Source organism: Bradyrhizobium sp. 172 (assembly GCF_023101065.1).
Classification (GTDB): domain Bacteria; phylum Pseudomonadota; class Alphaproteobacteria; order Rhizobiales; family Xanthobacteraceae; genus Bradyrhizobium; species Bradyrhizobium canariense_D.
This window is the reverse complement of sequence record NZ_CP064701.1, coordinates 1,887,436-1,905,768: the sequence shown is the minus strand read 5'-3', so window position 1 is coordinate 1,905,768 and position 18,333 is coordinate 1,887,436. Positions and strand designations below refer to the sequence as shown.

The 18,333-nt window shown below is 63.4% G+C and carries 17 protein-coding genes; 12 read left to right on the top strand and 5 right to left on the bottom strand.

What is annotated here, in order from left to right; genetic code table 11:
* Nucleotides 1–107 precede the first annotated feature (107 nt).
* The 6 genes from IVB07_RS09030 to IVB07_RS09005 all read left to right on the top strand — a co-directional run bounded on the left by IVB07_RS09030 (nucleotide 108) and on the right by IVB07_RS09005 (nucleotide 2,750).
* A complete protein-coding gene (locus IVB07_RS09030) occupies nucleotides 108–728 on the top strand; it encodes a hypothetical protein (protein ID WP_018454073.1) in 621 nt (206 codons plus the stop codon).
* Between the two features lie 32 nt (nucleotides 729–760).
* Nucleotides 761–1,210 (top strand): DsrE family protein, encoded by a 450-nt coding sequence (locus IVB07_RS09025; RefSeq protein WP_018454072.1) that lies wholly within the window; start codon nucleotides 761–763, stop codon nucleotides 1,208–1,210.
* 82 nt (nucleotides 1,211–1,292) lie between these two features.
* On the top strand, nucleotides 1,293–1,619 hold the full coding sequence (locus IVB07_RS09020) for a metalloregulator ArsR/SmtB family transcription factor (RefSeq protein ID WP_018454071.1): 327 nt from the start codon (nucleotides 1,293–1,295) through the stop codon (nucleotides 1,617–1,619).
* Nucleotides 1,616–2,047 (top strand): SRPBCC domain-containing protein, encoded by a 432-nt coding sequence (locus tag IVB07_RS09015; RefSeq protein ID WP_018454070.1) that lies wholly within the window; start codon nucleotides 1,616–1,618, stop codon nucleotides 2,045–2,047. Before IVB07_RS09020 ends, IVB07_RS09015 begins: the two co-directional genes overlap by 4 nt.
* A gap of 44 nt (nucleotides 2,048–2,091) precedes the next feature.
* A complete protein-coding gene (locus IVB07_RS09010; protein WP_085385331.1) occupies nucleotides 2,092–2,310 on the top strand; it encodes a hypothetical protein in 219 nt (72 codons plus the stop codon).
* A gap of 2 nt (nucleotides 2,311–2,312) precedes the next feature.
* A complete protein-coding gene (locus tag IVB07_RS09005) occupies nucleotides 2,313–2,750 on the top strand; it encodes a DUF1801 domain-containing protein (RefSeq protein WP_085352024.1) in 438 nt (145 codons plus the stop codon).
* Nucleotides 2,751–2,965: 215 nt separating this feature from the next.
* Here the strand turns inward: IVB07_RS09005 and IVB07_RS09000 are convergent, their stop codons facing one another.
* The 4 genes from IVB07_RS09000 to IVB07_RS08985 all read right to left on the bottom strand — a co-directional run bounded on the left by IVB07_RS09000 (nucleotide 2,966) and on the right by IVB07_RS08985 (nucleotide 8,688).
* Nucleotides 2,966–4,501: a SpoVR family protein gene (locus tag IVB07_RS09000; RefSeq protein ID WP_007613791.1), complete on the bottom strand. Its 1,536-nt coding sequence runs from the start codon at nucleotides 4,499–4,501 to the stop codon at nucleotides 2,966–2,968.
* Nucleotides 4,498–5,775, bottom strand: a complete 1,278-nt coding sequence (locus IVB07_RS08995) for a YeaH/YhbH family protein (RefSeq protein WP_026232663.1) — start codon at nucleotides 5,773–5,775, stop codon at nucleotides 4,498–4,500. The genes IVB07_RS09000 and IVB07_RS08995 overlap by 4 nt, the downstream gene beginning before the upstream one ends.
* Nucleotides 5,776–5,794: 19 nt before the next feature.
* Complete coding sequence (locus IVB07_RS08990; RefSeq protein ID WP_018454065.1) at nucleotides 5,795–7,738, bottom strand: PrkA family serine protein kinase; 1,944 nt, start codon at nucleotides 7,736–7,738, stop codon at nucleotides 5,795–5,797.
* A gap of 299 nt (nucleotides 7,739–8,037) precedes the next feature.
* Nucleotides 8,038–8,688 (bottom strand): hypothetical protein, encoded by a 651-nt coding sequence (locus IVB07_RS08985; RefSeq protein WP_018454064.1) that lies wholly within the window; start codon nucleotides 8,686–8,688, stop codon nucleotides 8,038–8,040.
* A gap of 308 nt (nucleotides 8,689–8,996) precedes the next feature.
* On the opposite strand from IVB07_RS08985, the gene IVB07_RS08980 reads away from it, so the two are divergent.
* Genes IVB07_RS08980 through IVB07_RS08955 form a run of 6 tightly spaced genes read left to right on the top strand, consistent with a single transcriptional unit; the run spans nucleotide 8,997 to nucleotide 16,511 of the window.
* On the top strand, nucleotides 8,997–11,846 hold the full coding sequence (locus IVB07_RS08980; protein ID WP_018454063.1) for a bifunctional transaldolase/phosoglucose isomerase: 2,850 nt from the start codon (nucleotides 8,997–8,999) through the stop codon (nucleotides 11,844–11,846).
* A gap of 13 nt (nucleotides 11,847–11,859) precedes the next feature.
* Complete coding sequence (gene gnd / locus IVB07_RS08975) at nucleotides 11,860–12,858, top strand: phosphogluconate dehydrogenase (NAD(+)-dependent, decarboxylating) (protein WP_018454062.1); 999 nt, start codon at nucleotides 11,860–11,862, stop codon at nucleotides 12,856–12,858.
* A gap of 28 nt (nucleotides 12,859–12,886) precedes the next feature.
* Complete coding sequence (gene zwf, locus IVB07_RS08970; protein ID WP_018454061.1) at nucleotides 12,887–14,398, top strand: glucose-6-phosphate dehydrogenase; 1,512 nt, start codon at nucleotides 12,887–12,889, stop codon at nucleotides 14,396–14,398.
* Complete coding sequence (gene pgl, locus IVB07_RS08965) at nucleotides 14,395–15,147, top strand: 6-phosphogluconolactonase (RefSeq protein WP_026232662.1); 753 nt, start codon at nucleotides 14,395–14,397, stop codon at nucleotides 15,145–15,147. Before zwf ends, pgl begins: the two co-directional genes overlap by 4 nt.
* Nucleotides 15,134–15,664, top strand: a complete 531-nt coding sequence (locus IVB07_RS08960; protein ID WP_026232661.1) for a gluconokinase — start codon at nucleotides 15,134–15,136, stop codon at nucleotides 15,662–15,664. The genes pgl and IVB07_RS08960 overlap by 14 nt, the downstream gene beginning before the upstream one ends.
* 34 nt (nucleotides 15,665–15,698) lie before the next feature.
* Complete coding sequence (locus IVB07_RS08955) at nucleotides 15,699–16,511, top strand: Cof-type HAD-IIB family hydrolase (protein WP_018454060.1); 813 nt, start codon at nucleotides 15,699–15,701, stop codon at nucleotides 16,509–16,511.
* 1 nt (nucleotide 16,512) lies between these two features.
* Here IVB07_RS08955 and IVB07_RS08950 read toward each other — a convergent pair whose 3' ends face one another.
* Nucleotides 16,513–18,315: a glycoside hydrolase family 15 protein gene (locus IVB07_RS08950; RefSeq protein WP_018454059.1), complete on the bottom strand. Its 1,803-nt coding sequence runs from the start codon at nucleotides 18,313–18,315 to the stop codon at nucleotides 16,513–16,515.
* Nucleotides 18,316–18,333 lie beyond the last annotated feature (18 nt).

The following is an 18,333-nucleotide window of genomic DNA, read 5'->3' as shown; positions in this document are numbered from 1 at the left end:
CACCTCGCTCCGCCCTGCGATGATGCTGTCAGCTGTGCGGACGTTGAACGCGTCGCACCGGGGCTGCGTCTACAGCGTACAGCTCAGCTGCTGCACGCGAGGCCATCATGAAGTCTTTTCTCGTTGCGGCCGTCTTCCTTGCCGCGCTCGGCGGCGCCGCTCACGCCGAGGAGGCCGACGATATCCGTGAGGCCATCAAGGCCGAAGCCGAAACCTTCAACGCGCGCATGTATGCCGGCGAACCCGGCAACAAGGCCTATGCCTGCTTCGTGCGCCGCTACGATGCCGAGCATCTGGCGCACCATCCGAAGCAGAAGGTCGCCTCGATGAAGCTGCTGATCTCGGCGGAGATGGACACCGAAGACAAGCAGTTCCACAACTCCTTCCGCCTCGGCTTCAGATATCGTCACCGCTCCGGCGATTTCGATTCCAGCGGCTCCTGTCATCACGCTGTGTTCACCAAGGACGGCACCGAAATCCGCCTCGGTTGCGGCGTCGACTGCGAGGGCGGCGGCATCGGCGTCGCGCTCTCGAAGGACGACAAATCGGCGATCGTGCGGCTGGCGCGGGTCAGGGTCTGGCAGAACAACAAGCCGGACGACGATGCCGAACTGTCACTGGTCGCCGGGGCCGACGACGGGATTTTCCGCCTAGATCGAACGGACAATAAGGAATGCGCCTCGCTCGTGACCGACCGCAAGGAACTCGCCGCGCTCCGCCACAAATGATATGTGTCCGGCACAATCGAGGGGAGATCGTCATGAACCGCCGGAACATCTTGTGGAGCGCCGTCTCAGGCCTGGGCGCGGCACTTGGCGCCTCCAGCGCGAAGGCCTCGACCGAGGCCGGCACGGGCAACAAGCTGAAGGTGGTCTATCACCTGAGCGATGCCGAGAAGGTCAACTTCGTCCTCGGCAACATCCAGAACCACATCGATGGCGTCGGCGGCCCCGACCATGTGACGATCGCGCTGGTGATCCACGGCCCGGCACTGAAGGCGTTTCACTCGGCGCAGGCCAACCCTGACATTAGCAAGCGCGTCGGTGATTTTTCCAAGGATGGCGTCGAGCTTGCCGCCTGCGGCAACACGATGAAGGCGCAGAACGTCACGCTCACGGATCTCCTGCCGGGCTTCGTCAGCGCGGAGAAGGGTGGCGTCGTCCGTTTGGCCGAGCTCCAGTCGCAGGGTTATCTCTATCTGCGGCCGTAGGAGCGCGCGCTCGACATCCCCCTTGACGTACCCATAACCCCAGGGTTATGAATATATCCATAACTTGCAGGTTATGGATTTTATGCCCGCCACCGCTCACGACCTTCTGTTCAGGACGCTCGCCGACCCCACTCGTCGGGCGATCTTCGAGCGATTGTGCCGCGAGGGCGAACAGACGGTCGGAGCCCTGACAGCACTGTCGGGCGTTTCCCAGCCCGCAGTCTCAAAACATCTCGGCGCGCTGAAGCAGGCTGGCCTGGTGCGCGACCGGCATCAAGGGCGGCAGACGCATTACAGCGCCCAGCCCGGCGCGCTCAATCCGCTGATCGACTGGACCAGCCAGATGACCGGATTCTGGCAGAACCGGCTCGATGCGCTCGACGATCTCCTGAAGAGGATGGACCAATGAACGAATCCCCCACCGAAACCCGATCTGTCGTCGTCGAGCGCGAATTTGCCTTTCCGGCAGAGCGGATCTGGCGCGCGCTGACGCAGCCACATCTGATCGAGGAATGGCTGATGAAGAACGACTTCAAGCCGAACGTGGGCCACCGCTTCAACCTTCGCGGCGAGTGGGGCGGCGTGCTGGACTGCGAGGTCCTCACCATCGAGCCGCAGAAGACACTCGCCTACACCTGGAATTTCTCGCATGACGACGCGGCGTTCGATCTCAAGAGCGTCGTGACCTTCACGCTGACGCCGGCGGGCGCAGGCACGCATCTGCGCGTCGAGCAAGCGGGCTTCAGCCCGACGCAGAAGCAGGCTTTTGGCGGCGCGCATGCCGGCTGGAAGCAGTTTCTCGCCAAGCTGGACGAGCTGCTGGCAAGGGCAGACTAGCTTGGCCGCCGGCCTTCATTCAATCATCTCAAGAGGAGGTTTCATTGACCGGAAACATGTGGGTTCGACAGATCCATCGTTGGCTGTCGATCGCTTTCACGCTTGCCGTCATCGCCAACATCGTCGCCCTGACGCTGCAAGTCCAGGCGACGTGGATCGGCTTGCTCGCCTTCGTCCCATTGATCCCATTGCTTGCGACCGGACTCTACATGTTCGCGCTGCCATATCTCGGCCGCCGCCGCGGCGCCCGACAAGAGGCGTGAACATGAAGAAGGCCGTCACCGTGAAAAACAGCAGCGCGACGAAGGCGGATGGCGCTTCGCCATCCAGGATGATCGACGGCAGGATCAAGGAGCTCGGCGACTGGCGCGGCGACATGCTCGGACGAATCCGCGGCCTGATCAAGGAGGCCGATCCTGACGTCGTCGAGGAATGGAAATGGCGCGGCGTTCCGGTGTGGGAGCACGACGGCATCATCTGCACCGGCGAGACCTACAAGGCCGTGGTGAAGATGACGTTTGCCAAGGGCGCAGCGCTGGACGATCCAGCCGGCCTGTTCAACTCGAGCCTCGACGGCAACGTGCGGCGCGCGATCGATATTCGCGAAGGCGAGAAGATCAACGAGAAGGCGTTGAAGGCGCTGATCCGCGCAGCCGTGGCGCTGAATGCGTCCAAGAAGAAGCCGGCGAAACGTTCCGGATAGAACAGCCGTTGTGGAGCCACGAACGCTTTCCTTCTCCCCTTGTGGGAGAAGGTGGCGCGAAGCGCCGGATGAGGGGTCTCTATCGACACGGGAAACGTTGAGAGATACCCCTCACCGCAGTGAGCTTGTGTCTCCGAGCGTCGCCGCCCTCTCCCACAAGGGGCGAGGGCGCATCAACGCGCATCTCGCCGTATTGCTCCGCATAGTCAGCAGCGTCAGGCCACCGCCGAGATCGGGCGCGGGCTCACGACATATTCGCGCAGCACCTTGTCATTGGCGTCGACCTCGATCAGTGCGACGTCGTAGGTCCAGAGATCGGCCAGATGCTGGAGCACGCGCTTGGCGTCGGTCTCGTTGAGCTGCGCGCCCTTGATGACATGGTGATGCAGGATCAGCCGCCGGTCGCCGGAGAGATCGACGTCGACCACCTCAATATTCGCGTCGATGTAGCCGACATCGTGCTGCCGTGCCAGCTCGCGCCGAACGCGGCGGAAGCCCCGCTCGTCGTGAATGGCGTCGACCCGGATGCCGGCGCGTTCCTCGGGGTCATCATGCAGGTGGAACATGCGGAGGTGCCGCATCAGCTTCGGACTCAGGAACTGGGCGATGAAACTCTCGTCGCGGTAGTTGGCCCAGACGTCGCGCAGCACGCCCATCACGTCGTTCTTGCCGGCGATGTCCGGGAACCATTCGCGGTCCTCGTCTTCCGGCCTGGTGACGATGCGCTCGATGTCCTGCATCATGGCGAAGCCGAGCGCATAGGGATTAAAGCCGGAAAAGCGCTGGTCATCGAATTCGGGCTGGAACACGACATTGGTGTGCGACTGCAGGAATTCGAGGAAATTGCCGTCGCTGATGCGGCCCTGCTGATGCAGCTTGGTCATGATGCGATAGTGGACGTAGGTCGCCGTCCCCTCGTTCATCACCTTGGTCTGGCTCTGCGGATAGAAATATTGCGCGATGTGGCGGACGATGCGCAACAGCTCGCGCTGCCAGGGCGCCAGCCGCGGCGCGCTCTTCTCGAGGAAATACAGCAGGTTCTCCTGCGGCAGGCCGAGCAGCTTGCGGCGGCGTTCGATGCTGAGCGCGGACCGGGTCTTGCTCTTTCCCGCCGGCACGGTGCGCCAGAGGTCGTTGAAGACCTCCTCCTCGTGCTGGCGGCGGCGCCCTGCCCGCTTCTCTTCGGCGCGGAGGTCGAGCTTCTTCTTGCCGGGATAGCGGTCGATCCCATGCGACATCAACGCATGCGCGGCATCGAGGGTGCGCTCGACCTCCACCCGGCCGTAGCGATCCTCGCATTGCATGACGTAGTTCTTGGCGAAATCCAGATAGTCCAGGATGCCGTCGGCGTCGGTCCACTGCTTGAACAGATAGTTGTTCTTGAAGAAGTGATTGTGGCCGAAGGCGGCGTGCGCGATCACCAGGGTCTGCATCGTCGCCGTGTTCTCTTCCATCAGGTAGGAGATGCAGGGCGAGGAGTTGATCACGATCTCATAGGCGAGGCCCATGAGGCCCTTGCGGTATGAGGCCTCGTGATACGCAAAGTGCTTTCCGAACGACCAGTGCTTGTAGAACAGCGGCATGCCGACCGACGAATAGGCGTCCAGCATCTGCTCGGCGGTGATGACTTCGATCTGGTTCGGATAGACGTCGAGCCCGAGATCTTTCGTCGCCACCTCCTCGCAGGCATCCGTGATGCGCTGCAAGGTGTGAAAATCCCAATCGGCGCCTTCGAACAAGCGTTCCGTCATGGAGCGGCTTTCTCCTGGGCAGTGTCGCGGCGCTGAAACAGATCGTGGAACACCGGAAAAATTTCGCTGCGCTCGCTGACCTTGCGCATCGAGAGCGGTGCGCCGCTGTTGCGCAAGCGCTCGTAGAGGGTCCAGAGCGAGGAGTCGGACAGATCGAAGGCGCTGCCGCCGGACTCGCCGACCTCGAGATAGGCGAAGAACTGGCAGACCGGCAGGATTTTGTCGGTCAGCAGCATGCCCGCGAGCTCGCCGTCGGAATAGGAATTGTCGCCGTCGGAAGCTTGCGCAGCGTAGATATTCCAGTCCGACGGGCTGAAGCGTTCGCGCACGATCTCGTGCATGGCCTGCAGCGCGCTGGAGACCAGCGTGCCGCCGGAAGCCGGGCCATAGAAGAAGGTCTGCTCATCCACCTCCTCGGCGCGATCGGTGTGGCGGATGAAGACGATGTCGACATGCTTGTAGCGGCGCTTCAGAAATACGTAGAGCAGCATGTAGAAGCGCTTGGCGAGATCCTTCATGTGCTCGGACATCGAGCCCGACACGTCCATCAGGCAGAACATCACAGCCTGGGCAACGGGCTTTGGAACCGTCTCGAAGCGGCGGTAGCGGATGTCGAGCGGATCGATGAAGGGAATGCGCTTGGATTTCGCCTTCAGTTTTTCGAGCTGGGCTAGCAGCAGCAGACGCTCGTCCTCATCTGCGCAGGCAGCGATGGCGGATTCAAGCTCTTCGATCTCCTCCTTGCTGGGACGCTTGAGCGCGATACGGCGCGCCATTGCGCGCCGAACCGTCCGGCTCACCGAGATGTTGGATGGCGAGCCCGACGTGGTGTAGCCGGCGCGCTGGATGCCCTCGCTCTCGGTCTGCGCGATCTTGCGCTTGGCGAGATCAGGAAGTTCGAGGTCATCGAGGAAGAGATCGACGAATTCGTCGCGGCTGAGCACGAAGCGGAAGGCGTCCTCGCTGTCGCCTTCGCCCGGACCGGAATCCTTGGCACTGCCCTGGCCGGAGCGCTGGAGATAGTCGCCCTCGATGAACTTCTTGTTTCCGGGCAACACCATGTCGCGCGTTCCGCCGTCGCGGCGGAAACGCGGCTCGTGCATGCCGTCGAGCGGAATGGTGACCTCGCCACCCTCCAGGACGTCCTTGATGTCGCGTTCCTGCGAGGTCTTCTTGACGGCGCCCTGCACCAGGGATTTGGCCCGACGCAAGAACCGCTGCCGGTTCTCGAGACTCTTGCCGCCTGGATTCAGGCGCCTGTCAATAATGTGAATCGGCACTTTTCCATCCGCCTCAACCGGCCTGCTTCACGCGCATGTACCATTCGACGAGCCGGCGAACCTGACGCTCGGTGTAGCCGCGCTCCACCATGCGTGCGACGAACTCGCCGTGCTTCTTCTCCGTCTCGCCGTCCTTCTTCGACCCGAAGGAGATGACCGGAAGCAGGTCCTCAACCTGGGAGAATATCCGCTTTTCGATCACATCGCGAATCTTCTCGTAGGAGATCCAGGTCGGATTCTTGCCGCCGTTCTGGGCGCGCGACCGTAACGAGAATTTGACCACCTCGTTGCGGAAATCCTTCGGGTTGGCGATGCCCGCCGGCTTCTCGATTTTGGTCAGCTCCTGGTTCAAAAGCTCACGATCCAGCAGCTGGCCGGTGTCGGCGTCCTTGAAATCCTGGTCCTCGATCCAGGCATCGGCGTAGTCGACGTAGCGGTCGAACAGGTTCTGGCCGTAATCCGAGTAGGATTCGAGATAAGCCTTCTGGATCTCGTTGCCGATGAACTCGGCATAACGCGGCGCAAGGTCGGCCTTGATGAATTCGAGGTAGCGCTTCTCGACTTCCTCGGGCAGTTGCTCGCGCTTGATCGATTGCTCCAGCGCGTACATCAGATGCACCGCGTCGGCGGCGACTTCCTGCGGATCGTGGTTGAAGGTCGCAGCCAGGATCTTGAAGGCAAAGCGGGTGGAAACACCGTCCATGCCCTCGTCGACGCCGGCGGCATCGCGATATTCCTGGACGCTGCGCGCCTTCGGATCGGTCTCCTTCAGGCTCTCACCGTCGTAAACCCTCATCTTGGCGTAGATCGTGGAATTTTCGTGCTTGCGCAGGCGCGACATCACCGAGAACCGCGCCAGCGTTTCCAGCGTCGCGGGCGCGCAAGGCGCGGCCGCGAGCTCGGAGCCCTGGATCAGCTTCTCGTAGATCTTCTGCTCCTCCGTGATCCGCAGGCAGTACGGCACCTTGATCACGCAGATGCGGTCGATGAAGGCCTCGTTGTTCTTGTTGGCCTTGAAGCTCGACCACTCGGCTTCATTGGAGTGCGCAAGGATGACGCCGGTGAAGGGGATCGCGCCGATGTTCTCGGTGCCGATATAGTTGCCTTCCTGCGTCGCGGTGAGCAGCGGGTGCAGCATCTTGATCGGCGCCTTGAACATCTCGACGAATTCGAGCACGCCCTGGTTGGCGCGGTTGAGGCCGCCGGAATAGCTGTAGGCGTCGGGATCGTTCTGCGCGTAGGTTTCGAGCTTGCGGATGTCGACCTTGCCGACCAGCGAGGAGATGTCCTGGTTGTTCTCGTCACCCGGCTCGGTCTTGGCGATCCCGATCTGGCGCAGCCGCGACGGCTGGATCTTTGCAACCCGAAACTGGGAAATGTCGCCGCCGAAGGCTTCCAGCCGCTTGTAGCACCACGGGCTCATCAGGCCGGTGAGACGGCGGCGCGGAATGCCGTATTTCTCTTCCAGCATCGGGCCGAGCTGATCCGGATCGAACAGGCTGAGCGGGCTTTCGAACACGGGCGAGAGCTCGTCGCCGGCCTTGAGCACGTAGATCGGATGCACTTCCATCAGCGACTTGAGCCGCTCAGCGAGCGAGGATTTGCCGCCGCCGACCGGACCGAGCAGATACAGGATCTGCTTGCGCTCTTCGAGGCCCTGCGCCGCGTGACGGAAGAAACCGACGATGCGCTCGATGGTTTCTTCCATGCCGTAGAAACCGGCGAAGGCCGGATAGGTACGGATCGTGCGGTTCAAAAAAATACGGCCAAGGCGTGGGTCCTTGGCCGTGTCAATCGTCTGGGGCTCACCGATCGCTGCTAGCAGTCGTTCGGCCGCGTTTGCGTATTTCATGGGATCGCTTCGACACGATTCCAGATATTCCGCCATCGACATGTCGTGTTGGCTTCTCGCCTCGAACGACTTAGCGAAAGCGTTGAATAGAGAATCGTTGTACATGATCCCTCTCCGCGTGAGTTCCGCTACACAATTGAACGAAAGCAGCGACCGGACCGTTCCTTAGCGCCACTCTCGAATCAGCGTGAGCACATGACGATCATTCGACACCCGGGCGCCTTCTCGGCGCAACGCACAACGTAGGCACAGGGTGAGTTACGAACAGGCACCTGCCTGATATTTGAGCGAATCTTTGTCTATATTGGCTCATTTCCAGAAAATGTCACTCGCTCGCAACATCCGGGCATTACCGGGGATGCGTTCATCCGGCGCCGCATCATAGCCGTCTGCGAACGGCGATCTTATGACGCTTGTGCGGCGAAGCCTTGCATGGCGCGTTCATCTTCCTGCTGCAATGCGGTGCGTGGACCGCCGGCGGCGTGACAGTCGCGGCAAACGCGCAGCAGTGTATCAAAATCGGTCGCCAGGCCCTCCGACCGGATGACGATGCGATCGTCCGTCGCACCGCGGGCCAAGCCGCGGATGCTGCAGAGCTGCCTCTGCAAGGCCGGCGTCGGCGTCAGCACGATCACCTTGCGCCCGCGGCGTTCTTCAGCCGAAATCTCCGCGATCGAGTCCCACAGCAGAAATTCATTGCCGATGCGAAGGTCGCGAATGCCATAGGGGGTGACGATCACCACCGATGCCCGCTCGGCGGGGAGCATCCAGATCAGCCGGCCGGTCATCGCGGCGAACGCCACCACGCCGGCATAGCCGACCGTCGTGTCGTAATCGCCAAAAGCATTCCACCAGCCCAAGGCGAGCGTTGCGCTGAGCAGCGTCATGGCGAAACCCGCAACGATCAGCAACCGCAGTTGGGTCGTACATGGACCGATTTCGAGATCGTGGGACGCATCGACGCATCCGGTCGACGTGACCGACTGGGGGCTGTCTGTGACAGCGAGCGCCAGACGGTCATGATGTGCTTGCATGCTTTCCCCCAGCATGGCCATTCGCGACCGAGCCACGATGCATCAGGCGGACCGGAATCCGCTGATGAGTACTCCGCGCAGCCACTGGCGGCGAGGCGAGGCAGCTGGCGTTACACAACAAGGGCCTAGCCGATTCCTCACGGCCAACGACCTTTTACGCAACTCGGCTCCCTCTACGCGGATCGCCATGATCGCGACGGAGTTACACTGGAGGATATGACGCCCATACCCTTGATTGGTTCCCTCAAGGAAGCATGTAAGCTAGAGGATAGCGCGTCAGGACCGGCGCGGAAACCCCTCGCCCGCAGGCTTGGAGATAAATTAGCATCATGAATCCCGTCAAAGAACTGGAAAAGCACGGACAAGCCGTCTGGCTGGACTTCCTGGCCCGCGGCTTCATCGCCAAGGGCGACCTGAAGCGGCTGATCGACACCGACGGCGTCAAAGGCGTCACCTCCAACCCCTCGATCTTCGAGAAAGCGATCGGCAGCTCGGACGAGTACGACGCGCCGATCGGCAAGGCATTGAAGCGCGGCGATCGGTCGGTCGCCGATCTGTTCGAGGCCGTCGCGGTCGAGGACATCCAGAACGCCGCCGACGTGCTGCGCCCGGTCTACGACCGCCTCAAGGGCGGCGACGGCTATGTCAGCCTGGAAGTCTCGCCCTATCTGGCGATGGACACGGGTGAAACGGTCACAGAGGCGCGGCGGCTCTGGAAGGACGTCAACCGCAAGAACCTGATGGTGAAGGTGCCGGCAACGCCGGAGGGCCTGCCGGCGATCGAGACCCTCATCGGCGACGGCATCAGCATCAACATCACGCTGCTGTTCTCCAGGGACGTCTATCTGCAGGTTGCCGAGGCCTATCTCGCCGGTCTGGAGACATACGTCGCAGGTGGCGGCGATCCCTCGCACGTGGCGAGCGTGGCGAGCTTTTTCGTCAGCCGCATCGACTCGGTGGTCGACAAGCAGCTCGACGAGAAGATTGCCCGCGCCAACGACCCGAGCGAGAAGGAACGGCTCGCCGCGCTGAAGGGCAAGGTCGCGATCGCCAATGCGAAGGTCGCCTACCAGGATTACAAGCGCCTGTTCTCAGGTCCGCGCTGGGACAAGCTCGCGGCCAAGGGCGCCAAGCCGCAGCGCATGCTGTGGGCCTCGACCGGCACCAAGAACAAGGACTACAGCGACGTCCTCTATGTCGAGGAATTGATCGGTCCCGACACCATCAACACCGTGCCGCCGGCGACATTGGATGCGTTCCGCGACCACGGCACGCCGCGGGACAGCCTGGAAGAGAATGTCGACGACGCCAGGCGCGTGCTGGAAGAACTGGAGCGCTCCGGCGTCTCGCTCGATGCTATCACCGAGGAACTCGTCAAGGACGGCGTCAAGCAGTTCGCCGACGCCGCCGACAAGCTCTATGGCGCTGTCGCCCACAAGCGCGCCACCGTGCTCGGGCCTGCGATCGACCGCCAGCTTCTCTCGCTCGGCGACGGCCTCGGCAAGGCCGTGGCCAAGAGCACCGAGGAATGGCGCGCGTCGGCAAAGATCCGCAGGCTGTGGCAACGGGACAAATCGGTCTGGACCGGCACCGACGAGGACAAATGGCTCGGCTGGCTCGACAGCGCCGCCAAGGCCGACGTCGCCGATTATGAGGATTATGCCAGCCGCGTGAAAGGCCAGAAATTCTCCGACGCCGTCGTGCTCGGCATGGGCGGGTCAAGCCTCGGGCCGGAGGTGCTGGCCGAGACCTTCGGCAAGAAGCCCGGGTTCCCGAAGCTGCACGTGCTGGATTCCACCGATCCGGCGCAGGTGCGGGCAATGGAGGCCAGGATCGACATCGCCAACACCGTGTTCATCGTCTCCAGCAAGTCCGGCGGCACCACCGAACCGAATGCGATGAAGGATTATTTCCACCAGCGCGTCGCGCAGGCGGTCGGACCGAAGGTCAAGACCGGCCATCGCTTCATTGCGGTCACTGATCCCGGATCGTCGCTGGAGACGGCGGCGAAGACGCTAAGCTATGCGCGCATCTTCCACGGCGAGCCCTCCATCGGCGGACGCTACTCGGTGCTCTCGCCATTCGGCCTGGTGCCGGCGGCAACCGCGGGCGTCGATATCAAGACCTTCATCAAGCACGCGCTTGCGATGGCCCGCTCCTGCGGACCGGACGTGCCGCCGGCCGAGAACCCCGGCGTGCAGCTCGGCCTTGCCATGGGCCATGCAGCGCTCGAAGGCCGCGACAAGGTGACGATCCTGTCGTCGAAGAAGATTGCCGATTTCGGCGCCTGGGCCGAGCAGCTCATCGCGGAATCGACCGGCAAGGACGGCAAGGGCCTGATCCCGATCGACGGCGAGCCGCTGGGCGAGCCGGCGGTCTACGGCAATGACCGGCTCTTCATCGACATCCGTATCGAGGGCGAAGCGGACGCCGCCCATGACTCGCAGCTTGCTGCGATCGAAGCGGCCGGCCATCCCGTCGTGCGCATCGTGATGAAGTCGATCGACCATCTCGGCCAGGAGTTTTTCCGCTTCGAGATGGCAACGGCGGTCGCGGGCAGCATCCTCGGCATCAACCCGTTCGACCAGCCGGACGTGGAAGCGGCCAAGATCAAGACCCGAGAGCTCACCGCCTCGTTCGAAAAGACCGGCGCGCTGCCGGCCGAGCAGCCGGTGGTCAGCACCACCGAGGCCGATCTCTACACCGACGAGACCAATGCCGCAGCCCTGCGCGCTGCCGGCGCCAACGGCGACCTCACCTCCTGGCTGAAGGCGCATCTGTCGCGCTCCAATCATGGCGACTATGTCGCCCTGCTCGGCTACATCGCCCGCGACAAGGCGACGATCGACGCGCTCCAGGCCATGCGGCTCGAGGTGCGCGAGAAACGACACGTTGCGACCTGCGCCGAGTTCGGCCCCCGCTTCCTGCACTCGACGGGGCAAGCCTACAAAGGCGGGCCGGACAGCGGTGTGTTCCTCCAGATCACCGCCGACGATGCCAGGGACCTGCCGGTGCCGGGCCAGAAGGCCAGCTTCGGCGTCATCAAGGCCGCGCAGGCGCGCGGCGACTTCGACGTGCTTACCGAGCGCGGCCGGCGCGCGCTGCGGGTCCACTTGAAGGGCGGGCTCAAGAAGGGCCTCGCGGCGCTCAATGCGGCGCTCAACGAGGCACTGAACTAAGGGAATTCTTCAAATGCAACTCGGCATGATCGGCCTCGGCCGGATGGGCGGCAATATCGTTCGCCGACTGATGCGCCAGGGACATTCGACCGTGGTCTACGACAAGGACGCCAAGGCCGTCGCCGGCCTTGCGGCAGACGGCGCGGTCGGCTCGGCGACGCTCGAAGAGTTCATTGCGAAACTGGAGCGGCCGCGCACGGCCTGGGTGATGCTGCCGGCCGGCCACATCACCGAGACCACGATCGACACGATCGCGGGCGCGATGCAGGAAGGCGACGTCATCATCGACGGCGGCAACACGTTCTGGCAGGACGACGTCCGCCGCGGCAAGGCGCTGAAGGAGCGCGGCATCCACTATGTCGACGTCGGCACCTCCGGCGGCGTCTGGGGCCTCGACCGCGGCTATTGCATGATGATCGGCGGCGAGAAACAGGTGGTCGATCGGCTCGATCCGATCTTCGCCGCGCTCGCGCCCGGCGCCGGCGACATTCCGCGCACGGAGGGACGTGAGGGGCGCGATCCCCGCATCGAGCAGGGCTACATCCATGCCGGCCCCGTCGGCGCCGGTCATTTCGTCAAGATGATCCACAACGGTATCGAATACGGCCTGATGCAGGCCTACGCCGAAGGTTTTGACATCCTCAAGAACGCCAACATCGAGGCCTTGCCGGCGGATCATCGTTACGATTTCGATCTCGCCGATATCGCCGAGGTGTGGCGGCGTGGCAGCGTGATCCCGTCGTGGCTGCTCGACCTTACCTCGACCGCGCTCGCGGATAGCCCTGCACTGGCGGAGTATTCGGGTTTCGTGGAGGATTCCGGCGAAGGACGCTGGACCGTGAACGCGGCGATCGACGAGGCCGTGCCGGCCGAAGTCCTGACCGCGGCGCTGTTCGCACGTTTCCGTTCCCGCAAGGAACACACTTTCGCCGAGAAAATTCTCTCAGCGATGCGAGCCGGCTTCGGCGGCCACAAGGAGCCGAAGCAGCCGGCCGCTTCGAAGCCGAAATAGCAATTAGCAGAGCGAAGGCCAGTAGTTCGTGACAAAAGACCCGCAAGCCAAGCGCAAGCCGGAAAATTGCGCCTTCGTCATCTTTGGTGTCACCGGCGACCTCACCCATCGGCTGGTGATGCCATCGCTCTACAATCTGGCGGCCGAGCATCTGTTACCCGAAAAGTTCTGCGTGGTCGGCGTCGCCCGCCGGGGCCAGTCGGACAACGAGCTGCGCGACAGCCTGTTGAAGGGCTTGCGCCAGTTCGCGACCCGGCCGGTGGACGACGACATTGCCAAGAAGCTGCTGGAATGCGTGACCTTCGTCGAAGCCGACGCAAAGGATCCGCCATCCTTTGATCGCCTGCGTGAGCATCTGGATTCCCTGGAATGCGCGCAGGATACCGGCGGCAACCGGCTGTTCTATCTCGCGACCCCGCCGGCTGCGTTCGCGCCGACCGCGCGCGAGCTCGGCCGCACCGGCATGATGAAGGAGAACGGGGCGTGGCGGCGCCTGGTGATCGAAAAGCCGTTCGGCACCGACCTCGCCTCGGCGCGCGCGCTGAATGGCGAGCTGCTGAAGATCATGGACGAGCACCAGATCTACCGGATCGATCACTATCTCGGCAAGGAGACGGTGCAGAACATCCTGGTGCTGCGCTTTGCCAACGGCATGTTCGAGCCGATCTGGAATCGCAACCATATCGATCACATCCAGATCACGGTGGAGGAAAAGCTCGGCGTCGGCCATCGCGGCGGCTTCTACGACGCCACCGGCGCGCTACGCGACATGGTGCCGAACCACCTGTTCCAGCTGATGTCGCTGGTCGCGATGGAGCCGCCGGCGCGTTTCGACGCCCATTCCGTGCGCTCCGAGAAGGCCGAGATTCTGACCTCGATTCAGCGCCCGAGCGAAGAGGAAGCGCTGAAGAGCTCGGTGCGCGCCCAATATCTCGCAGGGCGCATCGGCGACGATGAGATCCCGGACTATCGCAAGACCGAGGACGTCAAACCCGGCAGCACTACCGAGACCTATGTCGCGCTGAAGCTGATGATCGACAATTGGCGCTGGGCCGGCGTGCCGTTCTATTTGCGCACCGGCAAGGCGCTCGGCCACAAGCGCACCGAAGTCGCGATCAAGTTCAAGCAGGCGCCGCTGTCGATGTTCTCAGGCACGGCTGTCGATCGTCTCTCTCAGAACTTCCTCACGATCGGCATCGCACCGACCGAGACCATCGAGCTCCAGTTCAACGCCAAGATCCCGGGGCCGAGCGTCACCATCGACGGCGTCGAGATGAAGTTCCGCTATGGCGACTATTTCCGGGCCGATCCCTCGACCGGCTACGAGACGCTGATCTACGACTGTATGATCGGCGACAACATCCTGTTCCAGCGTGCCGACGGCATCGAAGCCGGATGGGAGGCGGTGCAGCCGTTCCTTGACGCCTGGAAGAACGCGGGCAGCAACGGCATCGAGACCTATCAAGCCGGCAGCGACGGCCCCGCCTGCGCCGATGAATTGCTCCGCCGCGACGGCCGAAGCTGGCGTAAATTTTCGTGACGGCGACGGCCGGACAGCCGAAGCTGATCGTCGAGGCCGACGCCGAGGCTCTCGCGCGGACCGCGGCCGGACGGGTGATGGCGCGAATCGCGGCCAATCCCGGGCGCATTGCGATCTGCCTGACCGGCGGCTCCAGCCCAAAGAGGCTCTACCAGCTGCTGGGCAGCGAGGCTTGGCGCGAAAAAATCCCGTGGGAGCGCGTGCACTGGTTCATCGGTGACGAGCGCTTCGTGCCCGAAAGCGATCCCCTCAACAACATGGCGGTCGCGCGCGCGACCTTTCTCGATCGCAACGCGCCCTCCGGCCATGTTCACCCGATCCCGACGACGGCTGACGACCCTGATCAGAGCGCCGAGGCCTATGCGCGCGAGTTGCAGGCTTTCTACGGCGCGGAAAGCCTGGATCCGGCACGGCCGCTGTTCGACATGGTCTTGATGGGCGCGGGGCCGGACGGCCACACGGCTTCGCTCTTCCCGGGCTACCCCGCGATCGAGGAGATGGGAGGCTGGGTGGTCGGCGTCCCCAAGGCCAATGTTGCCCCCTTCGTGCCGCGGGTCTCGCTCACCCTGCCCGCGCTGGCGTCCTGCCGCGAAATGCTGTTCGAGATAGCGGGGCACGACAAGCAGCCGATCTTGACGCGCCTGCTCAATGGCGAGACTCTGCCGGTTGTACGCGCGCGCTCGAATGGCGAGACCGTCTGGCTGGTCGACCAGGCCGCGCTTCCGGAGGGAATTCGTGGCGGGCGTTGAAGCACCTTGTGCATTGATCGTGATGGGCGTGTCGGGCTCGGGCAAGAGCACGGTTGCAAAAGCGCTCGGCGAGCGCCTCGGCTGGCGTTTCGAGGACGGCGACAGCTTTCATCCCGCCAGCAATGTCGAGAAGATGCGGGCCGGCCATCCCCTCACCGACGAGGACCGCTGGCCCTGGCTCAACGCCATTGCCGACGAGATCGCGAGGGTCTGTGACAAGGGCGAGCACGTCATCATCGCCTGCTCGGCGCTGAAGCATACTTATCGGGACGTGCTCCTGCGCGGACGCGACGACGTCCGCTTCATCTTCCTGAGGGGGACGAAGGAGCTGATCGCCGCTCGCCTCGCGCAACGTAAGGGGCACTTCATGCCGCCCGGCCTGCTGACGAGCCAGTTCAACACGCTGGAGCCGCCGGAGGCTGGCGAGCACGTGATCACAGTCTCGATCGACGAATCCGTGGAAGCGATCGTAGATGGCGCGGTGCGGCAGTTGAAACTGGGCGGCGCGAAACGCTGAGGCCAAACACCCAAGAAACACCCAAGGGACCGTCATGACAAAAATCTCGCTCGTCGTCTCCGACGTCGACGGTACGCTGCTGACCAAGGACAAGACGCTGACCGACCGCGCGAGGTCCGCGGTTCAGCGTCTGCACCAGGCCCGTATCGGCTTCACGATTACGTCGAGCCGCCCCGCGATCGGCATGCGTTTCCTGATCGAACCGCTGGCGCTCTGGCTGCCGGTCGGCCCGTTCAACGGCTCCTCGATCGTCGACCCCGAGATGACTCCGGTCGAACAGCATCTCATCCCCGCCGCGGCGGCCGAGCGAAGCTTGCAAATTCTGCGGGACTTCGGCGCCGACATCTGGCTGTTCACCACCGACAAATGGCTGATCGACAAGCCTGATGGCCAATACGTGGCACATGAGCAGCACACCATCCGCTCCGACCCGACCATCGTGACGGATTTCTCGCCGTATCTCGCGAGCGCCTGCAAGATCGTCGGGGCCAGCGCCGATGCAGCCGGCCTCGAAGCTTGCGAGAAGGCGATGCAGAAGGCGCTCGGCAGCGAGGCGATGGCGGTGCGCTCGCAGACCTATTACCTCGACATCACCCCGCCCGGCTTCGACAAGGGCACATTCGTGCAAGCCATGGCCAAGCGCCTCGGCATTTCAACGGACGCGGTCGCCACCATCGGCGACATGCAGAACGACCTCGCGATGTTTCGCGTCAGCGGCGTTTCGATCGCAATGGGCAATGCGGCCGACAACGTCAAGGACCAGGCGACCCACGTCACCGCGACCAACGAGCAGGACGGTTTTGCGGAAGCGATGGAGATGATTTTGAAGCGGAACGAGGTCACCTAGGTCACTGCTTCGACCGCTGCATCGCGGGCTTCTTGCTGCCCTGCCTTGCGGCCGACAGGTTATGCGCGGTGTTGACCAGCGCGATATGAGTCAGCGCCTGCGGGAAATTGCCGGTCTGACGCCTGGCGCCTGAATCATATTCCTCGGCCAGCAGTCCCACATCATTCGCGACACCGACCACGCGATCGAACAACGCTTGCGCCTTGTCGAGATCGCCCGCCAGTACATGGGCATCTGCCAGCCACAGGCTGCAGGCGAGGAAGGCGCCCTCGATCGGCTGCTTCTCCTCGGACACTTCGCGCGGATCGTGCCGCAGCACAAAGCCGTCAGGCATCATGTGCTTTTCCATCGCCGCGATGGTGCCGCGAATGCGCGGATCCGACGCTTCCAGGAAGCCAACGGACGGCAGCAGCAGCACGCTGGCATCGAGCAGCTTCGAGCCGTAGGACTCCACGAAGGCATTCTCCTCCGCGTCGAAGCCCCGGTTGCAGACGTCGCGATGAATGGCGTCGCGCAAGGTGCGCCAGTGCAGCAGCGGCGCCTTGAAGCCGAAGGTCTCGGCGCTCTTGATGCCGCGGTCGAAGGCGACCCAGGTCATCACCTTGGAGAAGACATAGTGCTTCGGCTGTCCGCGCCGCTCCCAGATGCCGTGATCGGGCTGGTCCCAGACTTCGGCGAGATGCTTGAGCACGGCGCATTCCAGCGCCCAGCTCTCGTCGTCGAGCTTGAGCTTGGCCATCCGCGATTGGTGGAAGGCGTCGATCAGTTCGCCGTAGACGTCGAGCTGGAGCTGCGCATGCGCGGCATTGCCGACGCGCACCGGCTGTGCGCCCTCGTAGCCATCGAGCCAACCGGCCTCCCATTCCAGCAGCCGCCGCTGGCCCCAGATGCCGTACATGATCTGCATGTTCGCCGGTGAGCCTGCCGCCGCACGCAACAGCCAATTGTGCCAGGCCGAGGCTTCCTCGGTGTAACCCGAGTTCATCAGCGCCAGCAGCGTGAAGGTGGCATCGCGCAGCCAGCAGAAGCGGTAGTCCCAATTCCTGGCGCCGCCGAGCTTCTCCGGCAACGAGGTGGTCGGCGCCGCGACGATGCCGCCGGTCGGAGCGAAGGTCAGCGCCTTGAGTGTGATCAGCGAGCGCACGATCAGGTCGCGATAGTCGCCATCGCGATTGCAGTGGCTGCACCAGTCCTGCCAGAATTTCTCGGTCTCCTTGAGTGCGACCTCCGGATCGATTGGCGCGGGCGGCTCGAGATGCGAGGGGCCGTAGGTCAGCACGAACGGCACGGTCTCGCCGGCCTTCACCTCGAAATCGGAAACCGTGGTCAGATCCTCGCCTCGGGTCTTGGCCGGTGTCCGCAGCACGGTCATGTCCTGCCCGGCGACCGCCAGCAGGGAATGGTCGATCCGCCGCACCCACGGGATGTCGACGCCGAAGCCGAAGCGGATGACGAGCTCCATCCGCATCTTCACCGTGCCGCTGACACCGCGGACCAGCCGCACGATGTCGGAGGCCTTGCCGCGCGGCGGCATGAAGTCGATCAGCGCAACGGTGCCGCCGTCAGTCTCAAAGCGCGTTTCGAGGATGAGGGTGTCGCCGAGATAGCGGCGCGACGTCGCGGTGACGTCCTCGCTCGGCGCGATCAGCCAGCGGCCGTTCTTGTGCGTGCCGAGGAGCGCGGCAAAGCAGGCATCGGAATCGAAGGCCGGCCAGCACAGCCAGTCGATCGAGCCGTTGCGGCCGACCAGCGCCGCGGTCTCGCAGTCGCCGATCAGCGCATAATCTTCAATCCTCTGAGACAATGTCGTGCGAGCCTCGAA